This is a genomic window from Facklamia languida CCUG 37842 (assembly GCF_000245795.1).
Taxonomy (GTDB): domain Bacteria; phylum Bacillota; class Bacilli; order Lactobacillales; family Aerococcaceae; genus Facklamia; species Facklamia languida.
This window is the reverse complement of sequence record NZ_JH601133.1, coordinates 625705-652267: the sequence shown is the minus strand read 5'-3', so window position 1 is coordinate 652267 and position 26563 is coordinate 625705. Positions and strand designations below refer to the sequence as shown.

Annotated in this window: 29 protein-coding genes, 1 tRNA gene and 1 other annotated feature; of the genes, 19 read left to right on the top strand and 11 right to left on the bottom strand. The window is 48.5% G+C overall.

The features are described from left to right. Positions 1-506, top strand: a 506-nt coding sequence (locus HMPREF9708_RS08370; protein WP_198004225.1) for an LPXTG cell wall anchor domain-containing protein, incomplete at its 5' end; no start/stop codon positions are given. A 246-nt stretch (positions 507-752) separates the two neighbouring features. Here the strand turns inward: HMPREF9708_RS08370 and sufB are convergent. From sufB to sufC, 5 genes are read right to left on the bottom strand one after another with little or no spacing between them, the layout of a single operon-like run. Then, a complete protein-coding gene (gene sufB / locus HMPREF9708_RS03050) occupies positions 753-2147 on the bottom strand; it encodes a Fe-S cluster assembly protein SufB (protein WP_006308628.1) in 1395 nt (464 codons plus the stop codon). Positions 2148-2149: 2 nt separating this feature from the next. Beyond that, positions 2150-2659, bottom strand: a complete 510-nt coding sequence (gene sufU, locus HMPREF9708_RS03045) for a Fe-S cluster assembly sulfur transfer protein SufU (protein ID WP_006308627.1) — start codon at positions 2657-2659, stop codon at positions 2150-2152. Further along, positions 2649-3884 carry an aminotransferase class V-fold PLP-dependent enzyme gene (locus HMPREF9708_RS03040; RefSeq protein ID WP_006308626.1) on the bottom strand — a complete coding sequence of 412 codons (1236 nt, stop codon included), beginning with the start codon at positions 3882-3884 and terminating at the stop codon, positions 2649-2651. The genes sufU and HMPREF9708_RS03040 overlap by 11 nt, the downstream gene beginning before the upstream one ends. Continuing rightward, entirely contained in the window at positions 3877-5052 is a 1176-nt protein-coding gene (locus HMPREF9708_RS03035; protein WP_006308625.1) for a SufB/SufD family protein, read from the bottom strand. Before HMPREF9708_RS03035 ends, HMPREF9708_RS03040 begins: the two co-directional genes overlap by 8 nt. An 8-nt stretch (positions 5053-5060) precedes the next feature. Further along, complete coding sequence (gene sufC, locus HMPREF9708_RS03030; protein WP_006308624.1) at positions 5061-5828, bottom strand: Fe-S cluster assembly ATPase SufC; 768 nt, start codon at positions 5826-5828, stop codon at positions 5061-5063. A gap of 165 nt (positions 5829-5993) precedes the next feature. Between sufC and dnaX the strand changes: the two genes are divergently transcribed. The 12 genes from dnaX to HMPREF9708_RS02970 are packed head-to-tail and all read left to right on the top strand — an operon-like array spanning position 5994 to position 15017. After that, entirely contained in the window at positions 5994-8045 is a 2052-nt protein-coding gene (gene dnaX / locus HMPREF9708_RS03025) for a DNA polymerase III subunit gamma/tau (protein ID WP_006308623.1), read from the top strand. 40 nt (positions 8046-8085) lie between these two features. Beyond that, positions 8086-8400 carry a YbaB/EbfC family nucleoid-associated protein gene (locus tag HMPREF9708_RS03020; RefSeq protein ID WP_006308622.1) on the top strand — a complete coding sequence of 105 codons (315 nt, stop codon included), beginning with the start codon at positions 8086-8088 and terminating at the stop codon, positions 8398-8400. A gap of 23 nt (positions 8401-8423) precedes the next feature. Continuing rightward, entirely contained in the window at positions 8424-9020 is a 597-nt protein-coding gene (recR, locus tag HMPREF9708_RS03015; protein WP_006308621.1) for a recombination mediator RecR, read from the top strand. 14 nt (positions 9021-9034) lie between these two features. After that, positions 9035-9670, top strand: coding sequence for a dTMP kinase (gene tmk / locus HMPREF9708_RS03010; protein ID WP_006308620.1), 636 nt, complete (start codon positions 9035-9037; stop codon positions 9668-9670). 19 nt (positions 9671-9689) lie between these two features. After that, positions 9690-10019 (top strand): cyclic-di-AMP receptor, encoded by a 330-nt coding sequence (locus HMPREF9708_RS03005; RefSeq protein ID WP_006308619.1) that lies wholly within the window; start codon positions 9690-9692, stop codon positions 10017-10019. A gap of 18 nt (positions 10020-10037) precedes the next feature. Continuing rightward, on the top strand, positions 10038-11018 hold the full coding sequence (locus tag HMPREF9708_RS03000) for a DNA polymerase III, delta' subunit (RefSeq protein ID WP_006308618.1): 981 nt from the start codon (positions 10038-10040) through the stop codon (positions 11016-11018). Positions 11019-11037: 19 nt separating this feature from the next. Beyond that, positions 11038-11415: an initiation control protein YabA gene (locus HMPREF9708_RS02995; RefSeq protein WP_006308617.1), complete on the top strand. Its 378-nt coding sequence runs from the start codon at positions 11038-11040 to the stop codon at positions 11413-11415. Then, positions 11412-12200 carry a tRNA1(Val) (adenine(37)-N6)-methyltransferase gene (locus HMPREF9708_RS02990; protein WP_006308616.1) on the top strand — a complete coding sequence of 263 codons (789 nt, stop codon included), beginning with the start codon at positions 11412-11414 and terminating at the stop codon, positions 12198-12200. The genes HMPREF9708_RS02995 and HMPREF9708_RS02990 overlap by 4 nt, the downstream gene beginning before the upstream one ends. After that, a complete protein-coding gene (locus HMPREF9708_RS02985; protein ID WP_006308615.1) occupies positions 12184-12507 on the top strand; it encodes a GIY-YIG nuclease family protein in 324 nt (107 codons plus the stop codon). The genes HMPREF9708_RS02990 and HMPREF9708_RS02985 overlap by 17 nt, the downstream gene beginning before the upstream one ends. Positions 12508-12541: 34 nt before the next feature. Next, on the top strand, positions 12542-13411 hold the full coding sequence (gene rsmI, locus HMPREF9708_RS02980) for a 16S rRNA (cytidine(1402)-2'-O)-methyltransferase (RefSeq protein ID WP_006308614.1): 870 nt from the start codon (positions 12542-12544) through the stop codon (positions 13409-13411). A 23-nt stretch (positions 13412-13434) separates the two neighbouring features. Next, positions 13435-14442 (top strand): YdcF family protein, encoded by a 1008-nt coding sequence (locus tag HMPREF9708_RS02975; protein WP_006308613.1) that lies wholly within the window; start codon positions 13435-13437, stop codon positions 14440-14442. A 20-nt stretch (positions 14443-14462) separates the two neighbouring features. Then, positions 14463-15017: a DNA-3-methyladenine glycosylase I gene (locus HMPREF9708_RS02970; RefSeq protein ID WP_006308612.1), complete on the top strand. Its 555-nt coding sequence runs from the start codon at positions 14463-14465 to the stop codon at positions 15015-15017. Position 15018: 1 nt separating this feature from the next. Here HMPREF9708_RS02970 and mscL read toward each other — a convergent pair whose 3' ends face one another. From mscL to HMPREF9708_RS02955, 3 genes are all read right to left on the bottom strand, one after another. After that, on the bottom strand, positions 15019-15396 hold the full coding sequence (gene mscL / locus HMPREF9708_RS02965; protein WP_006308611.1) for a large conductance mechanosensitive channel protein MscL: 378 nt from the start codon (positions 15394-15396) through the stop codon (positions 15019-15021). Positions 15397-16188: 792 nt separating this feature from the next. Beyond that, positions 16189-17325, bottom strand: coding sequence for an NAD(P)/FAD-dependent oxidoreductase (locus HMPREF9708_RS02960; RefSeq protein ID WP_006308610.1), 1137 nt, complete (start codon positions 17323-17325; stop codon positions 16189-16191). 52 nt (positions 17326-17377) lie between these two features. Then, complete coding sequence (locus tag HMPREF9708_RS02955; protein WP_006308609.1) at positions 17378-18544, bottom strand: aminotransferase class I/II-fold pyridoxal phosphate-dependent enzyme; 1167 nt, start codon at positions 18542-18544, stop codon at positions 17378-17380. Positions 18545-18879: 335 nt separating this feature from the next. Next, positions 18880-19139 (top strand) — a binding site (T-box leader). 49 nt (positions 19140-19188) lie between these two features. Here HMPREF9708_RS02955 and HMPREF9708_RS02950 point away from each other — a divergent pair. From HMPREF9708_RS02950 to HMPREF9708_RS07880, 4 genes are all read left to right on the top strand, one after another. Beyond that, positions 19189-20241: a methionine ABC transporter ATP-binding protein gene (locus tag HMPREF9708_RS02950; protein ID WP_006308608.1), complete on the top strand. Its 1053-nt coding sequence runs from the start codon at positions 19189-19191 to the stop codon at positions 20239-20241. A gap of 58 nt (positions 20242-20299) precedes the next feature. Then, positions 20300-20974, top strand: coding sequence for a methionine ABC transporter permease (locus tag HMPREF9708_RS02945; protein WP_040448023.1), 675 nt, complete (start codon positions 20300-20302; stop codon positions 20972-20974). Between the two features lie 88 nt (positions 20975-21062). Continuing rightward, positions 21063-22016 (top strand): MetQ/NlpA family ABC transporter substrate-binding protein, encoded by a 954-nt coding sequence (locus HMPREF9708_RS02940; RefSeq protein WP_006308606.1) that lies wholly within the window; start codon positions 21063-21065, stop codon positions 22014-22016. 130 nt (positions 22017-22146) lie between these two features. After that, positions 22147-22968 carry a DUF3021 domain-containing protein gene (locus HMPREF9708_RS07880; protein WP_006308605.1) on the top strand — a complete coding sequence of 274 codons (822 nt, stop codon included), beginning with the start codon at positions 22147-22149 and terminating at the stop codon, positions 22966-22968. 219 nt (positions 22969-23187) lie between these two features. On the opposite strand, the gene HMPREF9708_RS02930 is transcribed toward HMPREF9708_RS07880, so the two are convergent. Genes HMPREF9708_RS02930 through HMPREF9708_RS02920 form a run of 3 tightly spaced genes read right to left on the bottom strand, consistent with a single transcriptional unit; the run spans position 23188 to position 25900 of the window. Next, positions 23188-23601: a bis(5'-nucleosyl)-tetraphosphatase gene (locus HMPREF9708_RS02930; protein ID WP_006308604.1), complete on the bottom strand. Its 414-nt coding sequence runs from the start codon at positions 23599-23601 to the stop codon at positions 23188-23190. 11 nt (positions 23602-23612) lie between these two features. Beyond that, complete coding sequence (locus HMPREF9708_RS02925) at positions 23613-25016, bottom strand: HD domain-containing protein (RefSeq protein WP_006308603.1); 1404 nt, start codon at positions 25014-25016, stop codon at positions 23613-23615. A 14-nt stretch (positions 25017-25030) separates the two neighbouring features. After that, positions 25031-25900, bottom strand: a complete 870-nt coding sequence (locus HMPREF9708_RS02920; protein WP_006308602.1) for a lipoate--protein ligase family protein — start codon at positions 25898-25900, stop codon at positions 25031-25033. 110 nt (positions 25901-26010) lie between these two features. Here HMPREF9708_RS02920 and HMPREF9708_RS02915 point away from each other — a divergent pair. Together HMPREF9708_RS02915 and HMPREF9708_RS02910 are read left to right on the top strand one after the other, a co-directional pair. Beyond that, positions 26011-26083, top strand: a tRNA-Arg gene (locus tag HMPREF9708_RS02915). Between the two features lie 27 nt (positions 26084-26110). Beyond that, positions 26111-26527: a DUF1934 domain-containing protein gene (locus HMPREF9708_RS02910; RefSeq protein ID WP_006308601.1), complete on the top strand. Its 417-nt coding sequence runs from the start codon at positions 26111-26113 to the stop codon at positions 26525-26527. The last annotated feature ends 36 nt before the right edge of the window (positions 26528-26563 follow it).

Here is a 26563-nt window from a genome sequence, read left to right as displayed (position 1 = left end):
TAATTATTACTAAGGTCGTCGTAAAAGATGGCGTTCCAGGAGAACCTGAGACAGAAGAGATCATTACAAAAGAACCTGTAGCTAGAGTACTAAGCATTGGTACAAAAAAACCAGAAGCACCCGCTCCAGAAGATCCCAAGCCAGAGGATCCTAAGCCAGAAGAACCAGGCAAACCAGAAGAACCAGGTAAGCCAGAGGATCCACAACCAGAAGATCCCAAGCCAGAAGAACCTGGCATGCCAGAAAGTCCAAGAACACCGGACAAGGAGACCCCTTCTCCTGAAGAATCTGGCGATAAGGAATCAGAGGACAAGGCGCAAGTGACTCCAGGGTCACCTTCTGATGACGACTCTGATAACAACAAGCCAGAAAGTCAACCAGCAGGACTTCTTCCACAAACAGGTGAAGCAGATTCAAGTATCCTCCTAGGAGCGTCTGCTGTATCCATCCTAACTGGGATGGGATTGGTTCAGCTTGGTCGTCGCAAAAAAGAAGAAGAAATTTAATAGATTAAAACTTGGATGATTAGTGAGGATTCATTCAAGGTGGGTTAAGTTAGACGCCTCCTAAAGTGTTATGCTTTAGGAGGCGTCTTTTTGGTTCTCTATCAAATAGTGTTGATGATAGCGCAGGAGACTAGGCAAGCAGTGCTTGCTTGGTCGCTTTTCTAATATTGGCATACAACAAGAGGGTTGGAAGAAGCTGTCTGCTTCCTCCAACCCTGTGTTCGCTGGTCAACCCATGATGAACGCTTATCCCACACTTCCTTCCATTTCATAGGCAATTAACCGGTTCAATTCAACGGCATATTCTAGGGGCAATTCTTTAGCAAAAGGCTCAATAAAGCCCATGATAATCATCTCGGTCGCCTTGGCCTCACTCAGGCCACGGCTCATCAGGTAAAAGAGCTGCTCTTGTGAAATCCGCGATACCTTGGCCTCATGTTCAAGCGTGGTATTGGCATTATGGACTTCATTGAAGGGGATAGTATCCGACTTAGAGGCCTCATCCATGATAATCGTATCACATTCAACGTGCGATTTAGCTCGGTCAGCTTCTGGCCCAAAGTAGACCTGGCCCATATAGTCGACTTGACCGCCATCCTTAGCGATCGACTTGGAGACAATGGTCGAAGAGGTATCGGGCGCTTTGTGGTAAATTTTGGCCCCTGAGTGTTGGTGTTGGTTCTCACCAGCGAAGGCGATGGAGAGGACCGTTCCTTTTGCTCCCGGTCCCATTAACCAGCAGGAGGGGTATTTCATGGTCTTATAGGCCCCTAAGTTGCCATCGACCCATTCCATGGTCCCACCTTCTGCGACGGTCGCCCGTTGGGTGACTAGGTTGTACACATTATGTGACCAATTCTGAATGGTGGTATAGCGGCAGGTCGCGTCCTTCATGACCACGATCTCAATCACACCCGTGTGCATAGAAGTCTCAGAATAGGTTGGGGCGGTACAGCCTTCGACATAATGGACGCTGGCCCCCTCATCGACAATGATCAAGGTCCGTTCAAACTGGCCAACATTCGCATTATTTAAGCGGAAATAGGCTTGCAGCGGCATATCCACCTTGACCCCCTTGGGGATGTAGATAAAGGACCCGCCAGACCAGCAGGCTGAGTTGAGGGCTGTCTGGAAATTCTCACCTGGGTGAACCACCGTCGCAAAATACTTCTTAAAGAGTTCAGGATATTCTTTCAAGGCGGTATCGGTATCGGTAAAGATAATTCCTAGCTGGTCGACTTGGTCCTTCATCCGCGAATAGACGGTCTCCGATTCGTATTGGACACTTGTTCCAGCTAGAAAGGCCCGTTCCGCTTCTGGGACACCTAAGCGGTCGAATGTTTCTTTGATTTTGTCGGGAACTTCATCCCAGGTTCGAGCAGGACGGTCATTGGCTCTGAGATAATAGATGTAATCATCGAAATTTAAGTCTGATAGGTCCACGCCCCACTTAGCGACCGGCTTTTCTTTGAAGGTCTGGTAGGCCTTCAAGCGAAAGTCGAGCATCCATTGGGGTTCCTGCTTCTCGCGTGAAATGGTCCGGATGACCTCTTCATTCAGCCCCTTTCCAGTTGAGAAGAGGATCTTGGCATCATCCTTGAAGCCATATTCGTATTCGCCTAAGACAGGCACATCGGTCATACTTACACTTCCTTTCTGGTAATACCATCTTGGTCTAACAAGGTGTCCTGGCTGTCTTCCTTAAGGCCAAATTCTAGGGCGCGCCAGGACAGGATCGCGCATTTGTAGCGGGCGGGAAATTGCTTGACCCCAGCTAGAATCGCGCAATCCCCTAATAGGTCTTTGATTTGATCGGATGAATATTCTTCGGTTGAGGAGTCTGTCGCACCGCCTACTAATTGGGTAAAGGCCTTGATCCGGTCCAGGGCCTCCGGGACCGTCTTATCCACCATCAGGTCGGTCATTAAGCTAGCAGACGCGATCGAGATGGTGCAGCCCTGCCCATTGAAGGCAATCGCTTCGATCCGGTCTTGGTCGTTGACTTTGATTTCGACTGTGACCGCGTCGCCACAGGTCGGATTCAGTAATTGCATCTCATGGGTCTTCTGGTTGAGGTGGCCGAAGTGGTGGGGGTTGGCGGAATGCTCCAAAATTAAGGACCGGTAGAGTTGGTCTAAGAGACTAAGTGCCATAGGTGAAATACTCCTTTACTTCTTGACTTGCTTGGATGAAGCGGTCGACTTCTTCCTCTGTATTGTAGACCATTAGGCTAGCGCGCAGGGTGGCTGGAACCTCTAGCCGGCGCATGAGGGGTTGGGCACAATGGTGACCCGCCCTGAGGGCGATCCCCAATTGGTCATAGGCTGTTGCGGCATCGTGTGGGTGGATCCCCTGGAGGTTAAAGGAGAGAATCCCATTGGCCGCACTGGCTTCAGGAGTGTAGATCGTGACCCCTTCCAGTTCAGACAGACCTTGGTAGAGCCGACGGCTGATCTGAGCTTCCTGGTCTTGAATGAGCGGAAACCCGATTTGACTAATCCAATCAATAGCAGCCGCCAACCCCACGACTTGACTGATTGCTTGGGTTCCGGCTTCAAATTTCCAGGGGGCCTGCTGGTAGTTAGCATGGTCATCCCAGACTTGGTGAATCATTTCCCCCCCATAGCTTACCGGTTGGGTCGTGCTGAGGTGACGGTGGTTCAAATAGGTCACGCCTAAGCCCATGGGGCCATACATTTTGTGGCTTGAGAAGGCATAGGCGTCGACTTGCCATTTAGCTAAGTCTAAGGGCACGTGCGCCACAGCTTGGGCCCCATCAACGATCAAGAGCGTGTCGCGGTCCCTGGTCCACTGGCCAAGAGCCTGGATGGGCTGGTGGATGCCGAGGACATTGGAAACATGGTGGGTGACAATAGCCTTCACCCGACTTGTATCCATCGCTTCTAAGCCCGCCAGATCAATTTGCCCGCTTGCATCCAGGGGCATAAAGTGCAAGTGAGCGCCTGTTCGTTGGCAGACTTCCTGCCAGGGGACTAGGTTGGAATGGTGCTCCAAGTAGGTGGTGAGCAGGATATCCCCAGCTTCAAGGCGCGGCTCCACTAAGCCCCGGGCAATCCGATTTAAGGAGTCGGTCGTCCCTGATGTAAAGGTCACTTCGTCAGGCGATTGGGCCCCGATAAATTCGGCAATCTTCTCTCGGCCGCCTTCATAGAGGTCGGTCGCGCGCTGGCCTAGTGTATGGACCCCACGGTGGGCATTGGCCCGGTCCTTTTGGTAGAAGTGGACTAGTTGGTCGATGACCGTTTGGGGGCTTTGAGAAGTCGCCGCGTTGTCGAAGTAGATCAAGGGCTCGTCTTGTACCGTCTGGTTGAGAATGGGAAAGTCTTGCCGAATACGGTCGATTTCCTGCTTATTCATGGCCATTCTCCTGAGGCTGGTCAAGGGCTTGTAATTGTTGGTCGAGGGCTTGAAGGATGACCTGTCGACCCGCTTGGTCTTTAATTTGACTGATCGCTTGCATCAAGAAGCCGCGGATGACCAGCCATTCTGCTTCCTGCCGTGGGATCCCCCGGCTCATGAGATACCACAATTGGGTCTCGTCGACTTGCGCCACGGAAGCAGCGTGTCCGGCTGTGACCTCGAATTCATCGATCATGAGGATGGGGTTGGCATCCCCTCTTGCTTGGTCAGACAACATGAGGAGTCGGTTCTCCTGTTGGGCATCGGCGAGTTTAGCCCCTTTATGAATCTTACCCACCCCATTCATGGTCAGGCGTCCTTGGTCGAGGACGACTCCATGTTGGTGGATGTGGGCTGTGGAATGGGAACCAGCATTGGTCAGCTTAGAATCAATAACCTGTTGGTGGTTGCCATCAGAGATCGCAACCAGGGCCAAGTCTGCTTGGGCCCCACTTCCTTCTAGGAGGGCGTGGGTATCGACTAGGCTTTGGCCTTGGTTGAAGCTAGCGATGGCCCATTGCAGTTGGGATTGGTCCTTGATGCGGGCCTGACGCGTGATGTAATTCGTGGTCTGACTCTTGGCTTGGTCTTTGGCGATATAGTCGAGCTGGGCCCCTTCTTCCAGGATAATTTCAGCCAGGTAGGTCTGGCTAGCAGGGACTGCTGCTTGGTTGTAAAGGGATTCGACCAGGGTTAAGCGACTATTGCGTCCCATGACCAGTAAGACCTGTTGGTGAGGTCCTTGGCTCAGGTCGATCGTTAATTCTAGCCAGTCCTTGACTTGCGTCTCATCTGGGACATAGATAAAGAGCCCCCGGTCTAGATGCCGGTAATGGTGGGCAGTGACCTTATGCTGGTCCAACGGGATGACAGACTGGAGGTGGGTCTTGAAGAGGTCCGCGTGGTCCTCGAGGGCTGTTTGCCAGTCGCAGAGGATGACCCCTTCAGGCGGTTTTGGGAGATTGACTGGGGGGGTCGGCTGGCTACTAGCAGGAGCCTGGTCAAAGAGTGGCCACTGGTGGAGGTTGACCCGCTCGATCGGTGGGAGGTCTAAGCCATCTTCTTGGCGGCTGGCCTGGTCGACCAGGTCTTGGAGCCAAGGGTGGCGTGTTTGGTTCGCTTTCATTCTTTCACCTACTCTTCCTCTGAGTTGCTTGCTAGGGCGGAGGAAATTTCCTTATAGCCCTTGGCTTCCAGTTCCAGAGCTAATTCAGGACCGCCTGATTTGACAATCCGGCCGTCTTTCATGATATGAACGAAGTCGGGTTGGACATAGTTGAGTAAGCGCTGGTAGTGGGTGATAATTAAGGCCCCAAAGTCTTGGCCGCGCATGGAATTAATCCCCTTGGCGACTACTTGTAGGGCATCGATATCTAGGCCAGAATCGATCTCATCTAAGAGGGCGAATTTGGGCTCGATCATCAGCATCTGTAAGATCTCATTGCGCTTCTTCTCACCCCCCGAGAAGCCTTCATTGACATAGCGTTCGGCCATGGCTTCCGGCATATCCAATAAGGCCATCTTCTGGTCTAACCGGTCGATAAAGTCAAAGATCGGTAGGGGGTCGTCTTGGGGCCGTCTAGCGTTGATGGCTGTCCGTAAGAGGTTCGAGTTGGTAATACCGGAGACTTCACTGGGGTATTGGACTGCCATGAAGAGGCCCAAACGCGCCCGTTCATCAACATCGAGGGCCAAGAGGTCTTGACCGTCGAGTAAGACCTGACCTCCGGTAATTTGATAATCGGGGTGGCCCATGATGGCTTGGGAGAGGGTGGATTTACCTGTTCCATTCGGTCCCATGACGGCATGGACTTCATTGGTGGAAATCGTCAGGTTCACCCCTTTTAGAATTTCTTTATCGGCAACATTTACTTTAAGGTCAATTATTTGTAAAGTGGACATATTAAGACTCCTTATCTATCTGGGATCAATCGTTCATGCGTATTCTAACATAAGACGTAGCAGTGTGCTTGGGTGAGCGAGGGGGGAAGAGGAATTTCAGAGGCCAGGGTTCATTAACCGGTCGATAATTGCTATAATACAAGTGATAAAGGGAGGGAAAGAGGAATGACTTATCAAGCACTGTACCGGGTATGGCGTCCCCAATCATTTGACGAATTAGTTGGGCAAGAAATGATTGCTCAAACCTTGCGCCATGCCATCCAGAACCACCAATTAAGCCATGCCTACCTCTTTGCAGGGCCGCGTGGAACCGGCAAGACATCAGCGGCCAAGATCTTATCCAAGGCTGTCAACTGTCCCCATGCTCACGATGGCAACCCTTGTAATGAATGTGAGATCTGCCAAGGGATCACCTCAGGCGAGATCGCCGATGTGATCGAAATTGATGCGGCCTCCAATAATGGGGTCGATGAGATCCGCGATTTGCGAGATAAGGCCCGCTATGCACCAACGGTTGCCAGCCACAAGGTTTATATTATTGACGAGGTCCATATGTTGTCAACAGGGGCTTTCAATGCCCTGCTCAAGACTTTGGAGGAGCCACCCGCCCAGGTCCTCTTTATTCTGGCGACGACTGAACCTCATAAAATTCCAGCGACGATTCTTTCTCGAACCCAACGCTTTGACTTTCAACGGATCAAGGACCGTGCCATGATGGGTCGGATGGCCTATATTCTAGAGCATGACCAGGTGAAATATCAAGAAGAAGGCTTGGCAGTGATTGCCCGGGCAGCCAATGGGGGCATGCGGGATGCCTTGAGTTTACTCGACCAGGCCTTGTCCTATAATAATCAAGAAGTGACGACGGAAACAGCCCTTTCGGTCTCTGGTTCCTTTGCCCAGCAGGTCTATGCCGACTACTTGCGAGCGGTTCACAGCCAGGAAGTGGCGCCTGCTCTTGAGATTCTCGACCAACCCCTACAAGCAGGTAAGCAAGCGCACCGCTTCATTGAAGAATTAGTCTTATTCATCCGTGACGTCTTAGTCAGTCAATTTGCGGGTGACAACCAGACCCTCTTGAGTGACCGTGAGTTGACTGCCTTGATGGACCAAGTGCCTGTTCGCTATTATTATCAATTAATTGATCACTTGAATCAAGCGCAGCAACAGATGCGGCTATCCAACCAACCCGAGGTCTACCTGCAAGTGATGACGGTTCAGATTGCCCAAGGGGCCTTTAATGAATCGGGGAATCCTGGTCAGGTCCAAGCCGGTCTCGACCTTTCAAGCCAGGTCAAAGCTTTACAAGAACAAGTAGCGGCCTTACAGCACTACTTGAAGGGGCAGGGTCAGTTGATTGAGGCCCTGCGTGAAGGGTCGCACCAGGATGCCCCACCAACCCCGCAGCCAGAGGCGAAGGAGGACGCAACAGCCAGTGACCAACCGCTCGTGCCAAGGCAGCGACCGAACTTTGTCCAAGGGGACTATCCCTTGGATCTGGCCAGTGTCTACCGTGTGCTGAATCAAGCCGGCAGAAGCCAGCTGCAGCAATTAAGGGACCAATGGCCTTTGATCCTGCAAGCATTAGCACCTGTCCAACGGGTGAAGTTCCCGCGGACGACTCCGATTGCGGCCGGAGAAGAAGCCGGATTAATTGCCTTTGAAGACCGTCAGTTCTGTGCCATGATCGATCAAGACCAAGCGCTCCAAGACCAGGTGAATAATGTGGCCAGCCACCAGCTAGGTCGCAGGATGGAATTGGTCTACTTGACTCAAGAGGAGTGGCCAGCCATTCGCCAAGAATATAAGGAGCGGTTTGACCAGAGCGGGGGTCAGCCCGTAACCCCTCCGGACCAGCCAGCAAGGCCTAGTCAGACCCCTGACCAGGCGGAGCAGGAGGCAGCCTCAGCCAAGGACCTGCCCCACGACCCTCAGCCAGATGCCCAAGGCGAGGCCCAGCCGGAGGATACTGCCCCTGGTGATCGTCCAGAGGAACCAGCGGATGACCTCTTTGCCCAGAGTCAGAACCGACTAGTGGACCAAGAAGAGACAGACCAAGCCCCTGAGATCCAACAAGCGCCAGGCCAACTGGGCATGTTCGATCAAGTGGAGGAGGAAGCCCATGAGGGGGATGAATCCACCCCAGACCCCTTGATTGAGAAGGCGGTTGATTTATTTGGCCAGGAGAATGTGGTGGTTCATTATGATGACAAGTAGGAAAGAAGACAAATTTAACCAATCTTAGGAGGAATGACAGATGCGTGGAATGGGAAATATGGGAAATATGATGAAGCAAATGCAAAAATTACAAAAAGAGATGGAACAGACCCAGAAGGACCTGGAACAGAGTCAATTTGTGGTTGAAGATAACCAACACTTGGTCAAGGTGACCATGAATGGTAAGAAGGAGTTGCAGAGTCTCGATATTCAAGAAGCCTTGGTTGATCCTGAGGATATTGAGATGTTGCAAGATGTCTTGATAGCTACAATTAATAAAGCCGTTAAGGAAGTGGAAGACAAGACCCAAGCTAGCATGGGACAATTTACCAAAGGCTTAAATTTACCTTTTTAAGGAAGAGAAAGTAGGCGGAGAGAGTGGATTATCCAGCACCCATTGCCAAGTTGATTCATAGCTTTACGAAATTGCCTGGAATTGGGGCCAAGACAGCAGCCCGTCTCGCCTTCTATGTACTCGAGATGCCAGAAGCGGAAGTGAGCCAATTTGCCCAGGCCCTGATTAATGCTAAGCGTGATTTGACCTATTGTAGCGAATGTGGCAACATTGCCGATTCAGACCCCTGTGCGATCTGCCGCGACCCGCAAAGAGACCACTCGGTGATCCTAGTTGTAGAAGATGCACGCGATGTGATTTCACTGGAACGGATGCAAGAGTACCAAGGTCTCTATCACGTCTTGCAAGGGGTCTTATCACCCATGGAAGGGACGGGGCCGGAGGAATTGAATATTGCGTCCTTAATTAAACGGTTACAAGATGAACAGGTGAAGGAAGTCATCTTAGCCACCAACGCCACAGCAGAAGGGGAGGCGACAGCGGTCTACTTGTCGCGCCTCATCAAGCCAGCAGGAATTAAAGTGACCCGGTTGGCGCATGGACTAGCAGTCGGGTCGGACATTGAATATGCGGATGAGATGACGCTCTTTCGTGCCATCGAAGGGCGTCGCGAACTATAGGAAGGGAGGCCACCATGACACAAGGACGATTTATAGCCATCGAAGGGCCAGATGGATCAGGCAAGACCTCCATCATCCAATCCCTGCGGCAAAAGCTTGAACAAGACGGATTAGAGGTGGTCACCACCCGGGAACCGGGAGGGAGTCCGATTGCGGAACAGATCCGCCAAGTGATCCTCGATGTTGACAACCATGCGATGGACGTGCGAACGGAAGCCCTGCTCTATGCCGCCAGTCGCCGTCAGCACTTGGTCGAGACGATCCTGCCGAATGTTCAAGCGGGCAAGCTGGTGATTAGTGACCGGTTCGTGATGTCCTCCCTCGCCTACCAAGGTATGGCGCGGGGGATTGGCTTAGACCCTGTTTGGGCCATTAATCAATTTGCGATTGATGGCCAGATGCCAGATTTGACCCTCTTGGTAGACGTGCCAGCCGAGGTCGGTCTGGAACGCATCCAAGCAGCTAAAGGTCAGCGCCAATATGACCGGTTAGACCGCGAATCTTTGGCCTTTCACCAAAGGGTCCGGCAAACCTATCTCGATCTGGCGCAAGATTGGGCCAATTTGGAAATCTTAGATGGACAAAAAAGTATCGAAGCAGTGAGTCAAGAGTGTTACGACATTTTACAAAAACGTGGTATGATAGGATAAATAAAAGGGGGAAAATCTCATGAAATTATTAGTGGCAATTGTCCAAGACCAAGACCAACAAATTCTGGGTAAAGCTTTATTAGAAAATGACGTTCGGGCAACCAAATTATCCTCAACAGGCGGCTTTCTACGTTCTGGTAATACCACCTTCTTGATTGGGGTAGATGAGGACCGGGTAGAAGAAGTTCTTGAAATTATTAAACGGTCTTCCCAATCACGTGAGCAATTCATCTCCTCACCCATTCACTTGGATATGAATCTTGAGGTGTCCAATACCTATCCGCTCAAGGTCGAAGTGGGTGGAGCCATTGTCTTCGTTCTTCCGATTGATTCCTTCCACCACTTCTAAACCGCCGCTTAACTGATTATGAAATTAAGCGATGCAGGTCAATACTTTACCCGGTTGATTAAGGCCCGTCAGCTATCCCATGCCTACCTCTTGACAGGGGATGTGGGCGCTGAGAAATACCAGTTAATTGAACGAATCATCCAAACCCTTGTCTGCTCGAATAAGACGGTATCTGGCGAGGCTTGTTTGGAATGCTCGGAATGTCAAAGGGTTCAACAGGGCCACTTTGCTGATAGACTCACGCTGAAGCCAGAGGGGGCCATGATTAAGGTCGATCAAGTCCGCCAATTGAAAGAATGGTTAATGACTAGCCCGATTGAAGCGCCCTTTAAACTGGCGGTGATTGACGGGGCAGACCAGATGAACCCTTCTGCTGCTAACGCCCTCCTCTTATTCTTAGAAGAGCCCCATGATGCGAGTTATATCTTCTTATTGGCCAGACAATCTGACCGGTTGTTGGCGACCATTACCTCGCGGGTTCAAGAGATTTACCTGGAAGATAGTCCCTTGGATAGGAGTCTTCAAGCCTGGATTCAAGCAGGAATTCACCCACCCCATGCCGAGATCCTCTTGCAAGTGTGTTCAAGAAGTTTAGAAGACCTGGAGGCAGTCTACGAGGCTCAAGCCTTTGAAGACCAGTTGAAGGCCTACCACCAGTTCTATCTGGCGCTTGCCCAGCGGGATCCACAAGCTTTTATCTGGCCCCAGCGCCGACTGAAGAAAGAAGTTAAGCTCTTTACCCCAGAAGAGGGGTTGGATTATTTAATCTGGTTGAACCAGCAGCTCCTATTGGCTGCCACCAGTTCCCAGCCAGCTGAGGCGATTCATGCGGATGCCAAGAGCGTCCAGCAGATGATCGACCGGTTGGGGGTCCGAGTGGATTATGGTGCGATCGACCAGCGTTTATTTGAAAGTAAAGCGCGCTTGTTAGCAAATGTTTCCCCACAATTAGTTTATGAGCGATTAGCCCTTACCTTGTGTCAGTGGCCGAATCGTTAAAAGAGAAAGAAGTGAGAAGATGGCTGAAATGCCGGTTGAACGTCTGATTCGTCAGATTGAAGCGGAAATGGATCAATTAAATCAGTCTGTTCGACAGCTCAAAGACCAAGTTGAGACCTTAACCCAAGAGAATAACCGCTTGCGGATGCAGCAGTATGAGGCCATCGAAACCATCACTCTCACCGAAGGACCGATAGGACCTACGGACAGCCAGGCCAGAAACCCGTTTCCTTCCAATGCGTCTTCAACGGAAGAACTCAAGGGGAAGGCCCGCTTGCAGTCCTTCTATGATGAAGGGATTCATGTCTGCCATCCCTATTTTGGGACCAAGCGTGATCCTCATGAAGCCTGTATCTTCTGTCAGGACATCCTGGATTCTTTAGGAGAGTCGTCATGATCCAACACAAGCAAATGCCCCCCTTAACGGATAGTCAAAGAGCCCTGGTCTGTGATGGCGAGCGGGTCGATTATTTATTAAGAGAAGAAGCCTATATTATTCAAAATCCTGCCTATTTTCCCTTCTCGCTGGATGCGGTCTTATTAGCTGATTTTGTTAAGCTGCCGAAGAAGAAGGCTTTAAGGGTGATGGACTTTTGTACAGGGGGTGGAGTGATCCCCATCTTACTTGCCCACCGCACTTCCGCTCGGATTGAAGGCATTGAGATCCAGGGCCCGATCGCTGAAATGGCCCAACGGACCGTGAAGTTGAATGGGCTGAGCCACCAGGTGACCATTCACCAAGGAGACATTAAGGACTTAACCAAGCCCAAGCAAGAGTATGATCTGATTACGTGTAATCCGCCCTTTTTTACCTTTGATTCATCACCGGAGCAGAAGCAGGCGACCCATTTAGCCATTGCCCGTCATGAAATTCTATTAAGCTTGGACCAATGGATTGCCAAGGCGGGACTCTTATTAAAGGATAAGGGCAGGTTATTCCTTGTCTTCCGAACGAACCGGCTCGATGATTTGATGACCCAGCTCTTAAGCCATCACTTTGCCATTCACCGGATGCGGTTTGTCCATCCCAAGGCGGGTCAATTAGCGAATATGGTGCTCGTTGAAGCCCGTTATCGCGGTGGCCTTCAAGGCGTTCGAGTGGAAGCCCCCCTCATCGTGCACCAAGAGGATGGGACCTACAGTGAGGAAATGAGGCGAATTTATTATGGCGACCCCGCCTGAGGACCGAACTTATTATTTTTATGTGCTATATTGTAAGGACCAGACCCTTTATGCAGGTTATACAATTGATTTGACCGCCCGTCTCAAGACACATAATGCGGGTAAGGGGGCCAAATACACCCGACTTGCTAAGCGGCGGCCAGCTCAAATGATCTACGCGGAACAGTGGTCGACCCAGTCACAAGCAATGGCTGCCGAGTATCGCTTTAAGCAGTTGAGCCGACCCCAGAAGGAAGCCTACCTGCAAGATCAGGGGGTGGAATGTCTGGCCGGCCAAGCCCTGGTTCTTTGTGACTGTCGTGATTGACCAGCCAACCAGCAATTGAAGAAAGGGGAAAGAAATGCAGCGCCAATCCAGCTTTCGCTCAGAAGGACCCTGTCTCTATCTGGTTCCGACTCCTATCGGCAACCTCGAAGACATGACCCTGCGTGCAATCCGAATCCTCAAGGAAGTGGATGTGGTCCTGGCTGAAGATACCCGCCAGACTCAGAAATTACTAAAAGCCTATGACATCGAAACGACCATGCAGTCTTTTCATGACCATTCGTCGGATCAAACTGTGGATTATTGGCTGCAATATATTCAAGCCGGTCACCAAGTGGCCCTGGTCTCGGATGCAGGGATGCCCTTGATTAATGATCCTGGCCACCCCTTGGTCCAAGCCTTGCTGGACCATGACCTTTCTGTGATCAGTTTGCCTGGGGCCAATGCTGCCTTAACCGCTCTCGTTGCTTCGGGCTTAGCCGCTAACCAATTCACCTACTATGGCTTCTTTCCACGGAAAAATCAGGACCAGATTGCCGTGCTCACCAGCCTTAGGCAGAGGGTCGAAACCGCGATCTTTTATGAATCGCCCCACCGCCTCCACAAGTGCCTGCAAAGTATTACTGAACATGTTGGGCCACAGACCCCAGTCGTTGTTGCCCGTGAACTGACTAAGAAGTTCGAAGAGTATTTGCGGGGGACGGCTGAAGAAGTCCTGGCGCATCTGAATGACCATCCGATTAAAGGCGAGTGCGTAGTCCTAATTGAAGGACCCAACCAAGAAGAAAATTCGAACCAGTGGCTGGATAGCGACCTATCTTATCAAGAACAAGTCCAAGCCTTGATTGATCAGGAAGGGCTAGCGCCTAAGGATGCGATTAAGGAAGTGGCTCAAGCCAATCAGGTCAAGAAACAAGTGGTCTATAAAGCCTATCATCAGCTCTAAGCAATCAGGAAAGGGGGAATCCAGTGATCTATCTTTTAACAGTCTTATTGACCCTCTTGGCTTTCCTGGGCTTTATCTTTGAGTGGCGGCAGATTTCACCGATTGCCCTCTCATATTTTGCGATTCTAAGTTTTGTTCTGGCCCTTTTACAGCAGAATAATTGGCAGATGGTGGTCATGATCCGCTACCGGGCTTACTGGATGGTCACATGCTTGGCCATGATTGTGCCTTTTTTCTTGTTGCTCTTAGCTTTCTTGATGCTCGTCCGGATTGACCAGGAGCAAGACTTGCCACGGGTTCGGATTCTCTTTAACCTGGTGGTGGCACTAAGTTTTATCGGGATTGTCTTATTTACGGCTTGGATTCTGATTACCCGCCATGCTGGTCTTTTTCTCTTTCTAACGATTTATATCTTAGTCACCATCTACCTGGCCTTGAACTTTATCTTATTCTTATTGACCTCCCTCTTCTTAAGTCTCACCCAATTACATCGTCAGCCCGTCAGTCATCTGATTGTCTTGGGGGCTCCGCTCGACCACCTGGGCCAAGTCGGCCCTGTACTCAAGAGGCGGTTGGATAAGGCCTTAAAGCTCTACCAAGAAGCGGGCGCTAAACCTCGGATCTTGGTGACGGGCGGAATCAATCAAAGTTTTGACCAGTCCGAAGGGCAAGCCATGCGTGATTATCTGGTCCAACATGGGGTCAAATTTCAGGATATTATTCTGGAATCCCAGGCCATGAATACTCGCGAGAATCTTAAGTTTGCACGCTCCTTGCTCGTCAAGGAACAAGCGGGCAGTCGGCCAGTGCTGATTACCAGCCATTTACACTTATTGCGAGCCTGGTTCTATGCCTGGCAGAATGGGATCTCAGCCCGTATGATCGGGGTCAATTCTTCAATCAAGGACAGTCTCTACATGGCCTTGCGTGAATTTGTGGCCTTCTTCGTCTTGACCAAGGAGTTAAATTACCTCTTTATGTTGGGGCTCTTGATCCATGGTATTGTTCAAGTCTTAGTTTGGTTTCGTTAAAGGGAAAGGAGACTAGGTGGATGCGACGCTGTCAATGGGCTGAAGACAAGCCAGACTTTTATCAAGCTTATCATGACTACGTTTGGGGCAAACCTGTCCATGATGACCGGCAACTCTTCAAATGGTTATTGTTAGAGACCTTCCACGTGGGCCTGTCATGGCAGCTTGTCCTTAGTAAGGAAGCGAACTTCGCTAAGGCATTTGCGGATTATGATTACAAGGTCATTGCCAACTGGACCCAAGAAGACGTTGACCGTGTTCTGATGGATCCAGGTATTATCCGTCACCGGGGAAAAGTTCAAGCAGCGCCAGTCAACGCCCAGGCCTTCCTGAAGGTCCAGGAGGAATTTACGACTTTTGACCAGTATATTTGGCACTATACAAAAGGAAAGGTCATCCATGGACTGGATGACCTTTCAATCAGGGCCACAAGCTCGCCTTTAAGTGACCGTGTAACACACGATCTGAAGCGACGTGGCTTTAAATATATTGGGACGGTGACGATTCATGCTTATTTACAAGCGATTGGAATCTTCCACCATCATGAGCGAGCCTGTGACTTTCGGATGGACTAGCCTATTTGTTTGTCTTTAATTCAGCTAAGATTTGTTCAAGCAAGTCGACTTCAGATGGACCTTGTGGTTCTGGATCTGGAGCGATGAGCTTTTTATTTTGCGCTTTTTCAAGAGCTTTAAGGGTTAGGTATAAGAAGCAAGCAATCAAAAGAAAATTAATAATAGCTTGGATGAAAGCTCCATAACCAATTTGGGTATTGCCAATGGTGAAGGCTAAGCCAGAAACATCCGCTTGACCAGTTAGTGCGACAATAATCGGCATAAAGATATTATCCACTAGGGCTGTAATGATGGCTGTAAAGGCAGACCCCATGATAATCCCAGTTGCCATGGTAACCACATTATCATTGGCAATAAATGCTTTAAACTCTTTCCACATATGTGTTTTTCCTCCTCTTATATGATAATTTCAAGATACCATAAAATGAATTATTTTCAACTAAAAACTACTGGTAAAATCAAGTAACAAACATAAATATTAATGTCTTTCAATTGGTTATCGTTTGATTAGAAAAGATAATATTAGAAGGCAGTCCTAATGCTTAATTAAAGGGGGACCGCCCTCCAAAGCCAGGCTTTTCCGGGCTCGATCCGCTAGGCAATGCCTAGACGGTAAACCGTAAGGTATTGCATGCTACGCGGATCGTCCACACTCCTTTGATTAAGCATTGAGACTGCCTTCTTTCATTATTTAGAGTAAGGCAATATAGTCTCCAATCAGATCATTCATTAATTTTTGATGAAACCAATCGAAGTGCTTAAAATTCATTTTATTAAGACTTTATCTTGAGATAAAACCTCAGCCCAATAAAAAAAGCCGATTGAATATAAAGATAGACGTGATTAGGCGCTTGAAGAATGCGTGAATTTGAACCTTAAGGATAACTTTATCTCTCTATCTAATCAAATAGTGAATTCTTTAATTGAATGTTACACTTAAACTTTATTTTTCAAGCAAGTAGTTAATTGTGAAAAATATTTTTTTTGATGCTGTCGAAGATATCAATAAAAAAACAGGACATATGAAGATTCATCAAAGGAAAGCGGAAAGCTTAGCTTTGAAGGGCGGTCCCCTGTGATGAAGCGTCAATATGTCCTAGTTTTAAATAATAGGATACCTTTTACCAGAAACATTATAAATAAGAGTAAGTCCAAAAACCTACTGGTAAAATCAGCTGGCAGCACTTGGATAGAGATAAGGTTCGACTGGGAAAAGTGCCGGATCAATGGACCATTGCCCTGATTGAATGAGCTGGCTCCATTGGTAACCGAGATAGGGCCCACTCGTTAAACCAGAAGCCCCGAGACCCGAGATGACCCATAAATTGTCATGGAGAGGGACTGGCCCCACGAGCACATCAGAAGTCGGGGTATAGGCGCGGCTGCCGACTTCAATGCGGTGGATGCGGTGGTTGGTGGTCATAGGTAAGTAGGGGCTGGCTTGTTGGCGCAAACTGTTGATCACGTCCTGGTCAATGGATAAGTCATAGCCCATCCCCTTCTCGTGCGAAGCGCCGATCACGATCTCCCCATTATTAAAGGGGATCAAGTCTAAACCACCAGGCAGCATAGTGACGGGCCAATGTTGGTCTTTCCAGGCTGGATCAAAAAGTGAGAATAATTGTCCCTTCTGTGGCTCAATCTCACAGGTTAGGCCTAGAGGTTTGACAAGTTCGGGTAGCCAAGCACCCGCAGCTAACAAGACGCGGTGGAAGAGTCCTTGCGAGTGATCGCTGGTAATCTGATAGCCAGCTCCCTCGGCTTTGATTTGGGCCCTTTCAGTGATCAAGTGCCCGCCCATTGCCTGTAAGGCCTGGTGGAGCAACTGAATGAGGGCTTGACCGTCCACCCGGGCCCCACCGGAGACAAAGGTGGCTGGTAATGAAGTCTCTAGGAGGGGGAAATAGTCTTGGAGGTCCTGACCTGAGATCCCCTTGATTTGCCCCATAGCAGGAGCGGTCGGTTTCTTCTTTTGAAAGGCTTTGGCATCCGCTTCTAGGTCACTTACCTGCTTTCTGAGTAACAGGGCCCCATCTTCTTGAAAAATAGCACCCGGATCATAACCATCCGCTCTGAGGTCCTGGACAAATTGGCGGTAGAACTCTGCGCCCTGTGAGACCAGAAAATACCAGGGTTTATTGCGTCTCTTAGATAGCCAGGGGCAGATAATCCCAGCAGCAGCCTTGGTGGCTTGTCCTGTCCCTTCATCAAATAAGGTGATCTGGTAGTTGGCGCGTTGGAGGTAGTAGGCAGCCGTTGCCCCTACGATTCCGCCGCCAATAATGGCGATTTTCTCTTGGCTAGGCATCGTATTCCTTCTTTCTTTCAAATACTGGCATAATATGTAGGTTTAGAATTCCTTATCCACGATATTGCATGGTAAAATGGGCTATCCGCTGCATGGCTTCTTGCAGTTGGTCGAGGCTTGCCGCATAAGATAGGCGGAAGTAGCCTCGGCCTGCTTGGCCAAAAGCTGAACCAGGGATGACCCCTACCTTGGCTTGGTTGGCTAGGGCTAAGCAAAAGGCCGTCTCGTCCCCATCGAACCAGGTCGGTACCTGGACAAAGAGATAGAAGGCTCCTTGGGGAGGGGTTAGGTCGTACCCTAAGTCTGTGAAGGCGTCCAATAAGAAGTCACGGCGAACCTGGTAGGCTTGTCGCATCTTAATAATCGCTTCATCTCCTTGTTGATAAGCAGCCAGGGCGGCATATTGCGCTTGCGTGGTTGGAGTGTTAACCGTCGCTTGATGAACCTTAAAGATTTCTGAGATAATTTCCCTTGGACCACAGATAAAGCCCATGCGCCAACCGGTCATGGCATGCGACTTGGAGGCACCATTAATCAAAATTGTTTGGTCAGGTAAATAATGTGCCAATGAAGTGTGGGGGAAGTCATAAGTTAATTCTGAATAGATCTCATCTGAGAGGACCATTAGCGAGTGTCTCTTAATCACTTGGGCAAGCTGGCTTAATTGTTCTGCTTGGTAACTACGTCCTGTGGGATTGTTGGGATGGTTGAAGAGGAGGAGCCGGGCTTTGGGATGGGCTTCAATCGCTTCAGCCAACCGGTCAGGCCGGAAGATAAAGTCCTCTTCAGAGACATCAATTGGCACCATTTTCCCGCCACAAAGACCAACCTGTGTCCTGTAAACCGCATAGTGAGGGGCAGGAACGAGGACTTCGTCACCAGGGTTAAGCAGGCCCATTAAGCTAGCAAAGAGCGCTTCGGTTGCCCCGGCGGTGACAATAATCTCTTCGTTCGGATCATAAGTGACTTGATATTTTCGGGCAAGGTAGCTGTGAATGGCTTGCCTTAAGGGAAGCATCCCTTTGGAATGGGTATAGCCATTGTGGGCTTGGTTGATGGCTTGGATAGCCGCTTGCTTAATGAAATCCGGTGTATCAAAATCAGGCTCTCCTAGGGTTAATGGGATTAGCCCTTCAATTCCGGCAATTTGGTCGTTGAAAGCCCGGATAGCGCTAGGTTGTAGGTTCTTGAGACTTTGATTGAGTGTCCATTCGCTCATATGCATTTCACCTCTTTGATCGTATGCTTAGTGTAGCACAATTCAATCATGATAAAAATGACTGTTAGTCTTAAATCAAAATGTCCCGAAATATAAAGAGGTAAAGGATAAAGGGATTATTACAATCAAAAAGCAGACTGTACCGACTGGTCCTGGCTTTGAAGCGCGGTCCTATTTAATTAAGCATTGGGACTGCCGTCTTTGGTTATTTCCTTTCGTTTATAAATTGATAATTGATCGAGGACCTTTATTTGATATCTTGAACCTACAGACTAAAAATTATAAAAATGAGTTGACAATTAAAAAAACACAAGCTAAGATAAGAATGTATTAATTGAAACACGAAGAAGTGGAAAGTAAATCGCAATGATTTCCAAGAGAGCTCATGGTTGGTGGAAATGAGTAATTTAGAGCGATTGAAAATGGCCACCGAGTGGCTATCCTGAATGCATGTCGGCAATAAGGATAGACGGCTGCTACCGTTAATCAGGCACCGGTATATGAACTCTGATTAGAGAATGTACGGGTTGAGGTAATTCCAGCAATGGAAATATGAATTAAGGTGGTACCACGGAGTAGAACTCGCGTCCTTTTTGTAGGATGGGAGTGTTTTTTTATTATCTAAAGGAGAAAGAGGGAGGCCTATGATTGAATTAAAGCAAATTCATGTCACCTTTGACCAAGAAGGACGCACGATTAAGGCGGTTGAGGATGTTAGCTTGAAGATTGAAGCAGGCGAAATCTATGGGATTGTCGGTTATTCGGGGGCAGGCAAGTCCACATTGGTTCGGACCATTAATCTCTTACAGCGTCCAAGTCAAGGACAAGTGATTGTGAATCAGCAGTCCTTACTCGATCTGTCCAGCCGTCAATTGCGGCAAGCCCGTAAGAAAATCGGCATGATCTTCCAACACTTCAACCTGATGGAATCCAGAACCATTGCTGATAATGTGGCTTTTCCCTTGAAGGGATCCAAGCTAACGAATAAGCAAAAGGCTGAAAAGGTTGCATCCTTGCTCGCATTAGTTGGCTTAGAGGATAAGATGGCCGCTTATCCGAGTCAGCTATCTGGTGGCCAGAAACAACGTGTGGCCATCGCCAGAGCCCTAGCCAATGACCCAGATATCCTCCTGTGTGATGAAGCCACTTCTGCGCTAGATCCCAAGACGACCCAGTCCATTCTTGACTTGTTGCGGGAGTTAAACCAGACCTTGGGGCTTACCATCGTGATGATCACCCATGAAATGGCAGTGGTTAAAGACCTGTGCCATCGGGTAGCTGTGATGGAGCAAGGCCGAATCTTGGAGGAAGGGTCGATTGTCGATATCTTTACCCAACCTAAGAACCAATTAACCAAGGAATTTATTGACACGGCCACTCATTTTGACCGAGAGATTAAAGTTGTCTTGGATAAGATGCGGGATGTATCAGGGAAAGGGCCTTTGAAGTTGGCGCGGTTGACCTATCAAGGTCAGGATACGACGCAACCCATTATTGCCCAATTAGTGGCAGACTATCAGGTTATAATTAGTATTCTCTATGGCAATGTCGAAGTCCTTCAAGGAGTGCCGGTAGGTAACTTATTAGTGTCGATTGAAGCGAGTGAAGAGAACTTACAGCGGGCGCTTGCCTCATTAGAAGGCAGACAAGTAGCGATTGAATTAATTGATCCAGAAGAGGAGGTGGCCCATGGATAATTTAAAGATTCATTGGTTGGATGCGATTAGCCAACGGTTTCCTGGATTTTCTGACCAGATGGAAGCTTGGTTACCGAATGCCTGGCCCTTGTTGGATGAGTTTGTAGTGGCCTTCCTGGAGACCTTATACATGTTGGGCTTGACGATTGTCTTTGCTGGATTGATCGGATTAATCATCGGCATTATTATGACCGTGACGGGTTCGAAGGGGATCTTGAGCCACCGGCCAACTTATAAAGTCTTGGACAGTTTAATTAACATCTTCCGTTCCATACCTTTTATTATTCTGCTGGCACTTCTGGTGAATTTTACCCGGTTGATAGTCGGGAAGTCGATCGGACCGACAGCAGCCTCAGTGCCCATTATTATCGGGACCATCCCTTTCTTTGGCCGACAGGTTGAGATCGCCTTACTGGAAGTGAATCCGGGCGTAATCGAAGCGGCGGAAGCCATGGGGTCTTCGCCCATGGGGATTATCTTCCGAGTTTACCTGCGTGAAGGGCTGCCCGCCTTGTTACGGGTATCCGCCTCGACCATCATCAATGTCATTGGCCTAACGGCCATGGCGGGGGTCGTCGGGGGAGGAGGACTGGGAACTGTTGCGATTGCGCGTGGTTACCAGCGCAGTCGGATGGATGTGATCCTGGTTGCTACCGTCTTGATCCTCTTGATTGTCTTTATCAGTCAGTTGATCTTTAACCAATTGATCCGAATGAGTGAACATAAACATTGATCAAGAATACCTTAAAGGGGGTGGTGCGCTCGTGGACCTTCCAATGTCTCATGTTGCTATTACCAAGATAAAAAAAGGAGAAGATACAATGAAAAAATTAATTAAAACATTTGCTGCAGGTCTTTTATTAGGTGGTTTGGTTGTTCCTGGTCTTCATGCACAAGGTGAATTTGAGGGCGAAACGGTGACGGTTGGGGTTGCTTCTGAATATGAAGAAGAGGTCTGGAAAGACGTAGCCAGTCGTGCGGCTGAGGAAGGGATCACGATCGATTTAGTCCTCTTTAACGATTATGTGCAACCAAACGTCGCTTTAGCAGATGGCTCACTTGATTTGAATGCCTTTCAGCACGTAGAGTTTCTCAACGATTGGAACCAATCGAATGACGGCGACCTGCAACCGATCGGATTCACCTATGTTGCTCCCTTGAAACTTTATTCTGAGAAGATTCAATCACTAGACGAGTTAGCTGAAGGGGATACGATTGCTATTCCAAACGATCCCACTAATGGAGGCCGTGCCTTATTAGCGCTCGAGCAAGCAGGAGTGATTGAAGTTGCGGATGAAGCAGGAATTCTTCCAACGGTCGCGGATGTTACCAAGAATGACTTGAATTTAGAATTTGAAGAACTTGAAGCTGGCCAACTCGCAAGCTCTTTACCAGATGTAACGGTTGCGGCGATCAACAATAACTTTGCCAATGATGCAGGTTTAACAGATGACCAGTCCATCTTCTCAGATGCAGAAGATATCACTCAATTACCAGAAAGCTATAAGAATGTGATTGCAACAAGAGGCGATGCCATCAACAATCCTCTCTACTTACATATTGTCGAATTGTATCAAACCCAAGAAACGGTTGATAAGTTAAATGAAGTATCTAAAGGATCAGATGTTCCTGCTTGGTCTGATGAAGATCCTCTACCTCTTGAATTAAGTAACGAAGCAACTGAAGAAGCAAGTGATGAAGAAGCAACAGAAGAAAGCGAAGCAGAAGTAGCTGAAGAAGAAAGTGAAGAAGCGGAAGCAACAAGTGCTGAATAGCCAATCAATTATCAGTGATAAGGGGTGCCTTATCACTGATTTTTTTTTGAACTTGAGGGCTTAGCCAGCAGAATTTAAATATTCTGTGTTATAATAAAGCTAGTATCGGATTTATTAAAGGAGGAAGAACATGTTTAAACGCGTTGGCTCTTTAATTCAATATGGGTTACTAGCGACCTTGTTGGTTTTTGGCTTTGTTAATCACTGGGGAGTACCTCAAATTTATACTTATTTATCGGTCATTGTGTTAGGAATCGTTTTAGGCCTGCTGTTTTTGATTTATAATCTTAAGTCCATGACTTTCTCGCAAAAACTCGCCATGCATATTGGCTTTTCTGCTTTAGCTATTTTGGTTGTGGCCATCTTTAATGGCTGGTTAACTGTCAATTGGGACCGTGTCTTCACCGCCATCCTGATTATCTGTGGTTTAGTTCTACTGATCTACTTTGGTTATCAGTATTACATGAACAGCCGGTCTAAAGCGCAAGAAGATCCAGTTAACACTGTCGACACGCTGGACCATCCGAATGATTATACTCAAGAAGGGGATTTTGATTTAGCAACTGGCCAAGTCGTTGGTTCATCACAAGATTCATTACAGGATTCGCTCAATACAGACTTAGAACAAGCAGCCGAGTCTGAAAGAGTGACCCCAGGAGACCATGATCCATTCGACCAGGACTTAGAGGGTAAAGAGAAAGCGACCACTCTAGATGACCCAATCGATATGGGTTCTGCCGAAGCAAATGAACCAGCAGCGTCTGAAAGGATGGTATCTGGAGCGTCGGATGTATTTGATCGGCAGATCGTGGACCAACCAGAAGCTGTCGTGGCAGATCGAGACCCCGCAGACCTCCAAGCGAGTGAAGCAAAAGCGCCTGAAGCAGATAAAGAACGGGGCGTTTTGATTGTTGAAGCGCCACTAGAAGCGGAAGACTCTGTTGACCAGTAAGCGCTTAGGATGCTTTCACAAATCATGGTGCTGGATGTAGGAGAATAACAAATAAACCTTTATAGGGTGGAGAGAAGAAAGGGTCTTCTCTCCACCCTATTTGACTTAGATCTGACAAAAAATCCGCCTATTCGTTGGACTGAACGATTAGGCGGATTGATTGAGAACTTTGGGGACCGTGTGATCGAGAGCGAAAAGCGGGAATGGGAGGAGTCCCCCTTAGTTGAGGGACTTGAGATAGGCTTCAGCCTCTCTTAGGAGGGCTTGGTCGTTGGGGTAGGATAATCGGTCCAAGGCCTGGTCATAGGACAGCCAGGCGAATTGACGGACTTCTTCTTCTTGGACTGTGATGGCTCCCTCTGTTACAGGTGCAAGAAAATAGACCACTTCTTTATCCACTCCCTCTTTAGGTGAATAGGTAGTGGTTTTCCGGAAGTGTGGGTTAATGGTGACGGTGAGTCCCACCTCTTCTTGGATCTCTCTTTGGGCCGTTTCGATTTCGCTTTCACTGCCCTCTACGTGTCCTTTAGTGAAGGCCCAATGGCCGCCATTTTGGTGTTTGATCAGTAGATAAAGAGGTCCTTGGTCTGTCGTTTGATAGAGGATGGCACCACAGGATTTTTCGTGTTTCATAAGGGTCCTTTCTAGAACAGCCGTTCTTGAATATTATGGGTCACGTCATTTCGTTCATTAATGTAGGCAACTAGAATCAGTTTCTGTTGTTCATTGAGTTGGTCTGCTGGGATTTGTTCCAGGTGTTTGATTAATTCCTTAGGGAAGAAGAGGCGGCGGTCGCCCCGTACTTGACCGGCTAAGGAGTGGACCAGGCTAGAAACCTGTGATAATTCGACGACCTGGTTGGTCTTGGTGACTAAGTCGATCTGGATTCGATTACTCTGGTGGAAGGGACGGTAATAATCATAAGGTAAGTCGAAGCTTGAGTCATCATTCAGATAATAATCAGCATTGTAGCCAGCGGCAAAGAGCTCCTGATAAAGGGCTAGGCGGAGTTCTTCTTGGTCTTCCTTGGTGGTGATGATTGACTTGAAAGGCTTACGATTGATCACCCGGTAGGCCAGGTCTTGTAGGACCGGATCTGCTTCGTCTAACCAATGAATGAAGTATGCGTTCATGACATGGTCATCTAATTTCAGATAATCCTCTAATGTCCACTGCCCCTTGAGAAAAGGCTCTAAGAGCCTCAGGGGACCTTGAATAGCCAGGGCACCATGGAGGCCGAGGTAGCAGTCCCTAGCTCTTGCCAGTAGACCTTTCAGGACTTGCTCCATCCCCCTTGATACAGGGTGAAAGTAGACTTGCATATACATTTGGTAACGGCTGGTAATGTAATCTTCAACGGCATGCATACCAGAAAAATCAAAGGCGATCTTATGGTTAAAAGGCCGGATGACCCGGGAAATGCGGTCCAGATCGAAGGCCCCATAGGATACTCCAGAATAAAAGGCATCCCTTAAGAGGTAATCCATGCGGTCGGCATCCAGTTGGCTGGAGATGAGTTGAACGACTTGTTGGTTGGGATAAGTCTTATTGATGACGCTGGCAACCTTGAAAGGGAAGTCTTCGCCTAATTGTCGTAGCACTTGGTTGACTTCTGTTTGTGGCGAGGTGATGATCTGTTGGGTTAATGCCTCATGATCGGTATTGAAGATTCCTTCAAAGGTATGGGAGAAGGGGCCGTGGCCGATGTCATGGAGGAGGGCTGCGCAGAGGGCGACCATGCGTTCTTCCTGGCGCCAGAGGCCATCGTGGGCCGACGTCGAAGGATAATTACGGTCAAACTGGCTGATAATCCGTCGGGTGACTTCGTAAACTCCCATAGAATGGTTAAACCGGGAATGCTCAGCACCATGGAAGGTGTAGGAAGACGTCCCTAATTGCTTGATTCTTCTTAAGCGTTGAAATTCTCGTGTATCCACTAATTCTATGATGAGACGGTCACGGATATGTATATAGTCATGGACTGGATCGCGAAAGACTTTCTCACGGGACAACCGCTGTGCCGCTAACTTATCTTGAAAAGTCGACATCTTCATCACCTCTCTTAAGCATTGACTTCGTTGACTTGGATTTTCTGGCTCTTTTGATAAGCCTTCTCATAGAGGGGCTGGTAGAAGGCTTCAAGCACTGGGTCTTGGTAGTCGCCTAGCCTTACTTGTGAGAGCTGCTGGAAGGTCTGTATGACCTGGTCTTGATAGTGAGCAACCGTTATTTCCTGACCTGTCAAGTCCGACAAGGTGGTCATGGAATGGGGGTTGATCCTTGGATACCGGTCATCAAATTCACCGATCTGGTAGAATTGTTTAATCATTTCTCCCCGCTGGATTTGATCGCCGTTTAAGCCGATATAAGCAGCGGTGGTCACGGCTTCTTTATAGCGGCGTTGGGCAATGCCCCCGATCTTCTTGCCAGCTACGACAATGTCATACTTACCTGGGCAGTAGGAGTCGATAATTTCATAGGCTTCTACCTTTAAGTCATAATCGGTTAAGGTGCGTTGGACGATGTCGATAAACAACTGATAGGCAGCGTCAATCGAAAGGTCAATGTGGCGGCTGTCAGTTGCGATCCCAAGGTTAATAATTCCTTCATCCTCAACCACAGCAAGGCCACCATGGGGTCTAAGCGAGACCGTATGACCTGCTTGGTTTAAGTAGTCAACCGCCGCTGGAAAGTTCTTTAGGAGCTTGTCCTTGGCCCCTAGATAAACAGTGGGTGTGAAGATTGGATAGAAGTGAAGAATGGCATGAGGACACCCTTCTGGATGGCGGTCATTATAGTCTAAGATATAACGTAAGAAGGCGTCTTGATAGGCCAAGGCCACATCCCGTTGGTCCTTGCGAGGATTCTCTTGTTCTTGAAAAATTAACCACTGATGGTCTTGAATAAATATTTGGTCATTAATTTGGGACATTGACGAACGCTCCTTAAATTGATAAATTGTTCAATGCTCTTGCTCTTTTATTATAACAAATTTTGTTTTATAATTATATGAAAGACTTAAAGGGGCTTACTTTGTATGTTGCACCAATAGCTCAACGGGATAGAGCTCTCGCCTCCTAAGCGAAAGATGATGGTTCGAGTCCGTCTTGGTGTATGGATTAGATAAGATTGAGAGGGTATTATGGAACGTAAGAGGATCAAGATCCAAGTCCACCAAAGGATTCACTATGCACATAGTCAAGAAAAAGATACTTTTCATCTGGAGACAGAAGGAGACCTGCTTGTTCTGAGAACCTATTCGTGCTTAACCTATTACGATCAAGACGGTGTTGAAATCACCATCAAATGGTATCCGCAAGCAAGACCAGGGACCCCTTACGTCGAAATACACCAACCCCACCACCAATTGGTCTTTAATCCCTTAAGGCCGACCTTCTCCCGCTATCAAACCCCTCAAGGAGAGTGGCCTTTAACGATCTTGACGCAAGACGTCAAGGGGGTGGCACCGGCCCCCTCAAGTCTCAGTGTGGCCTATCAAATTAAACAGGGGGACCATTTGCTGGGGGATTACTATTTTCAATTGAAATTCAGCGATTAAAAGGATAGGATAAGGAAGAAGAATAAGGAGGCTGAG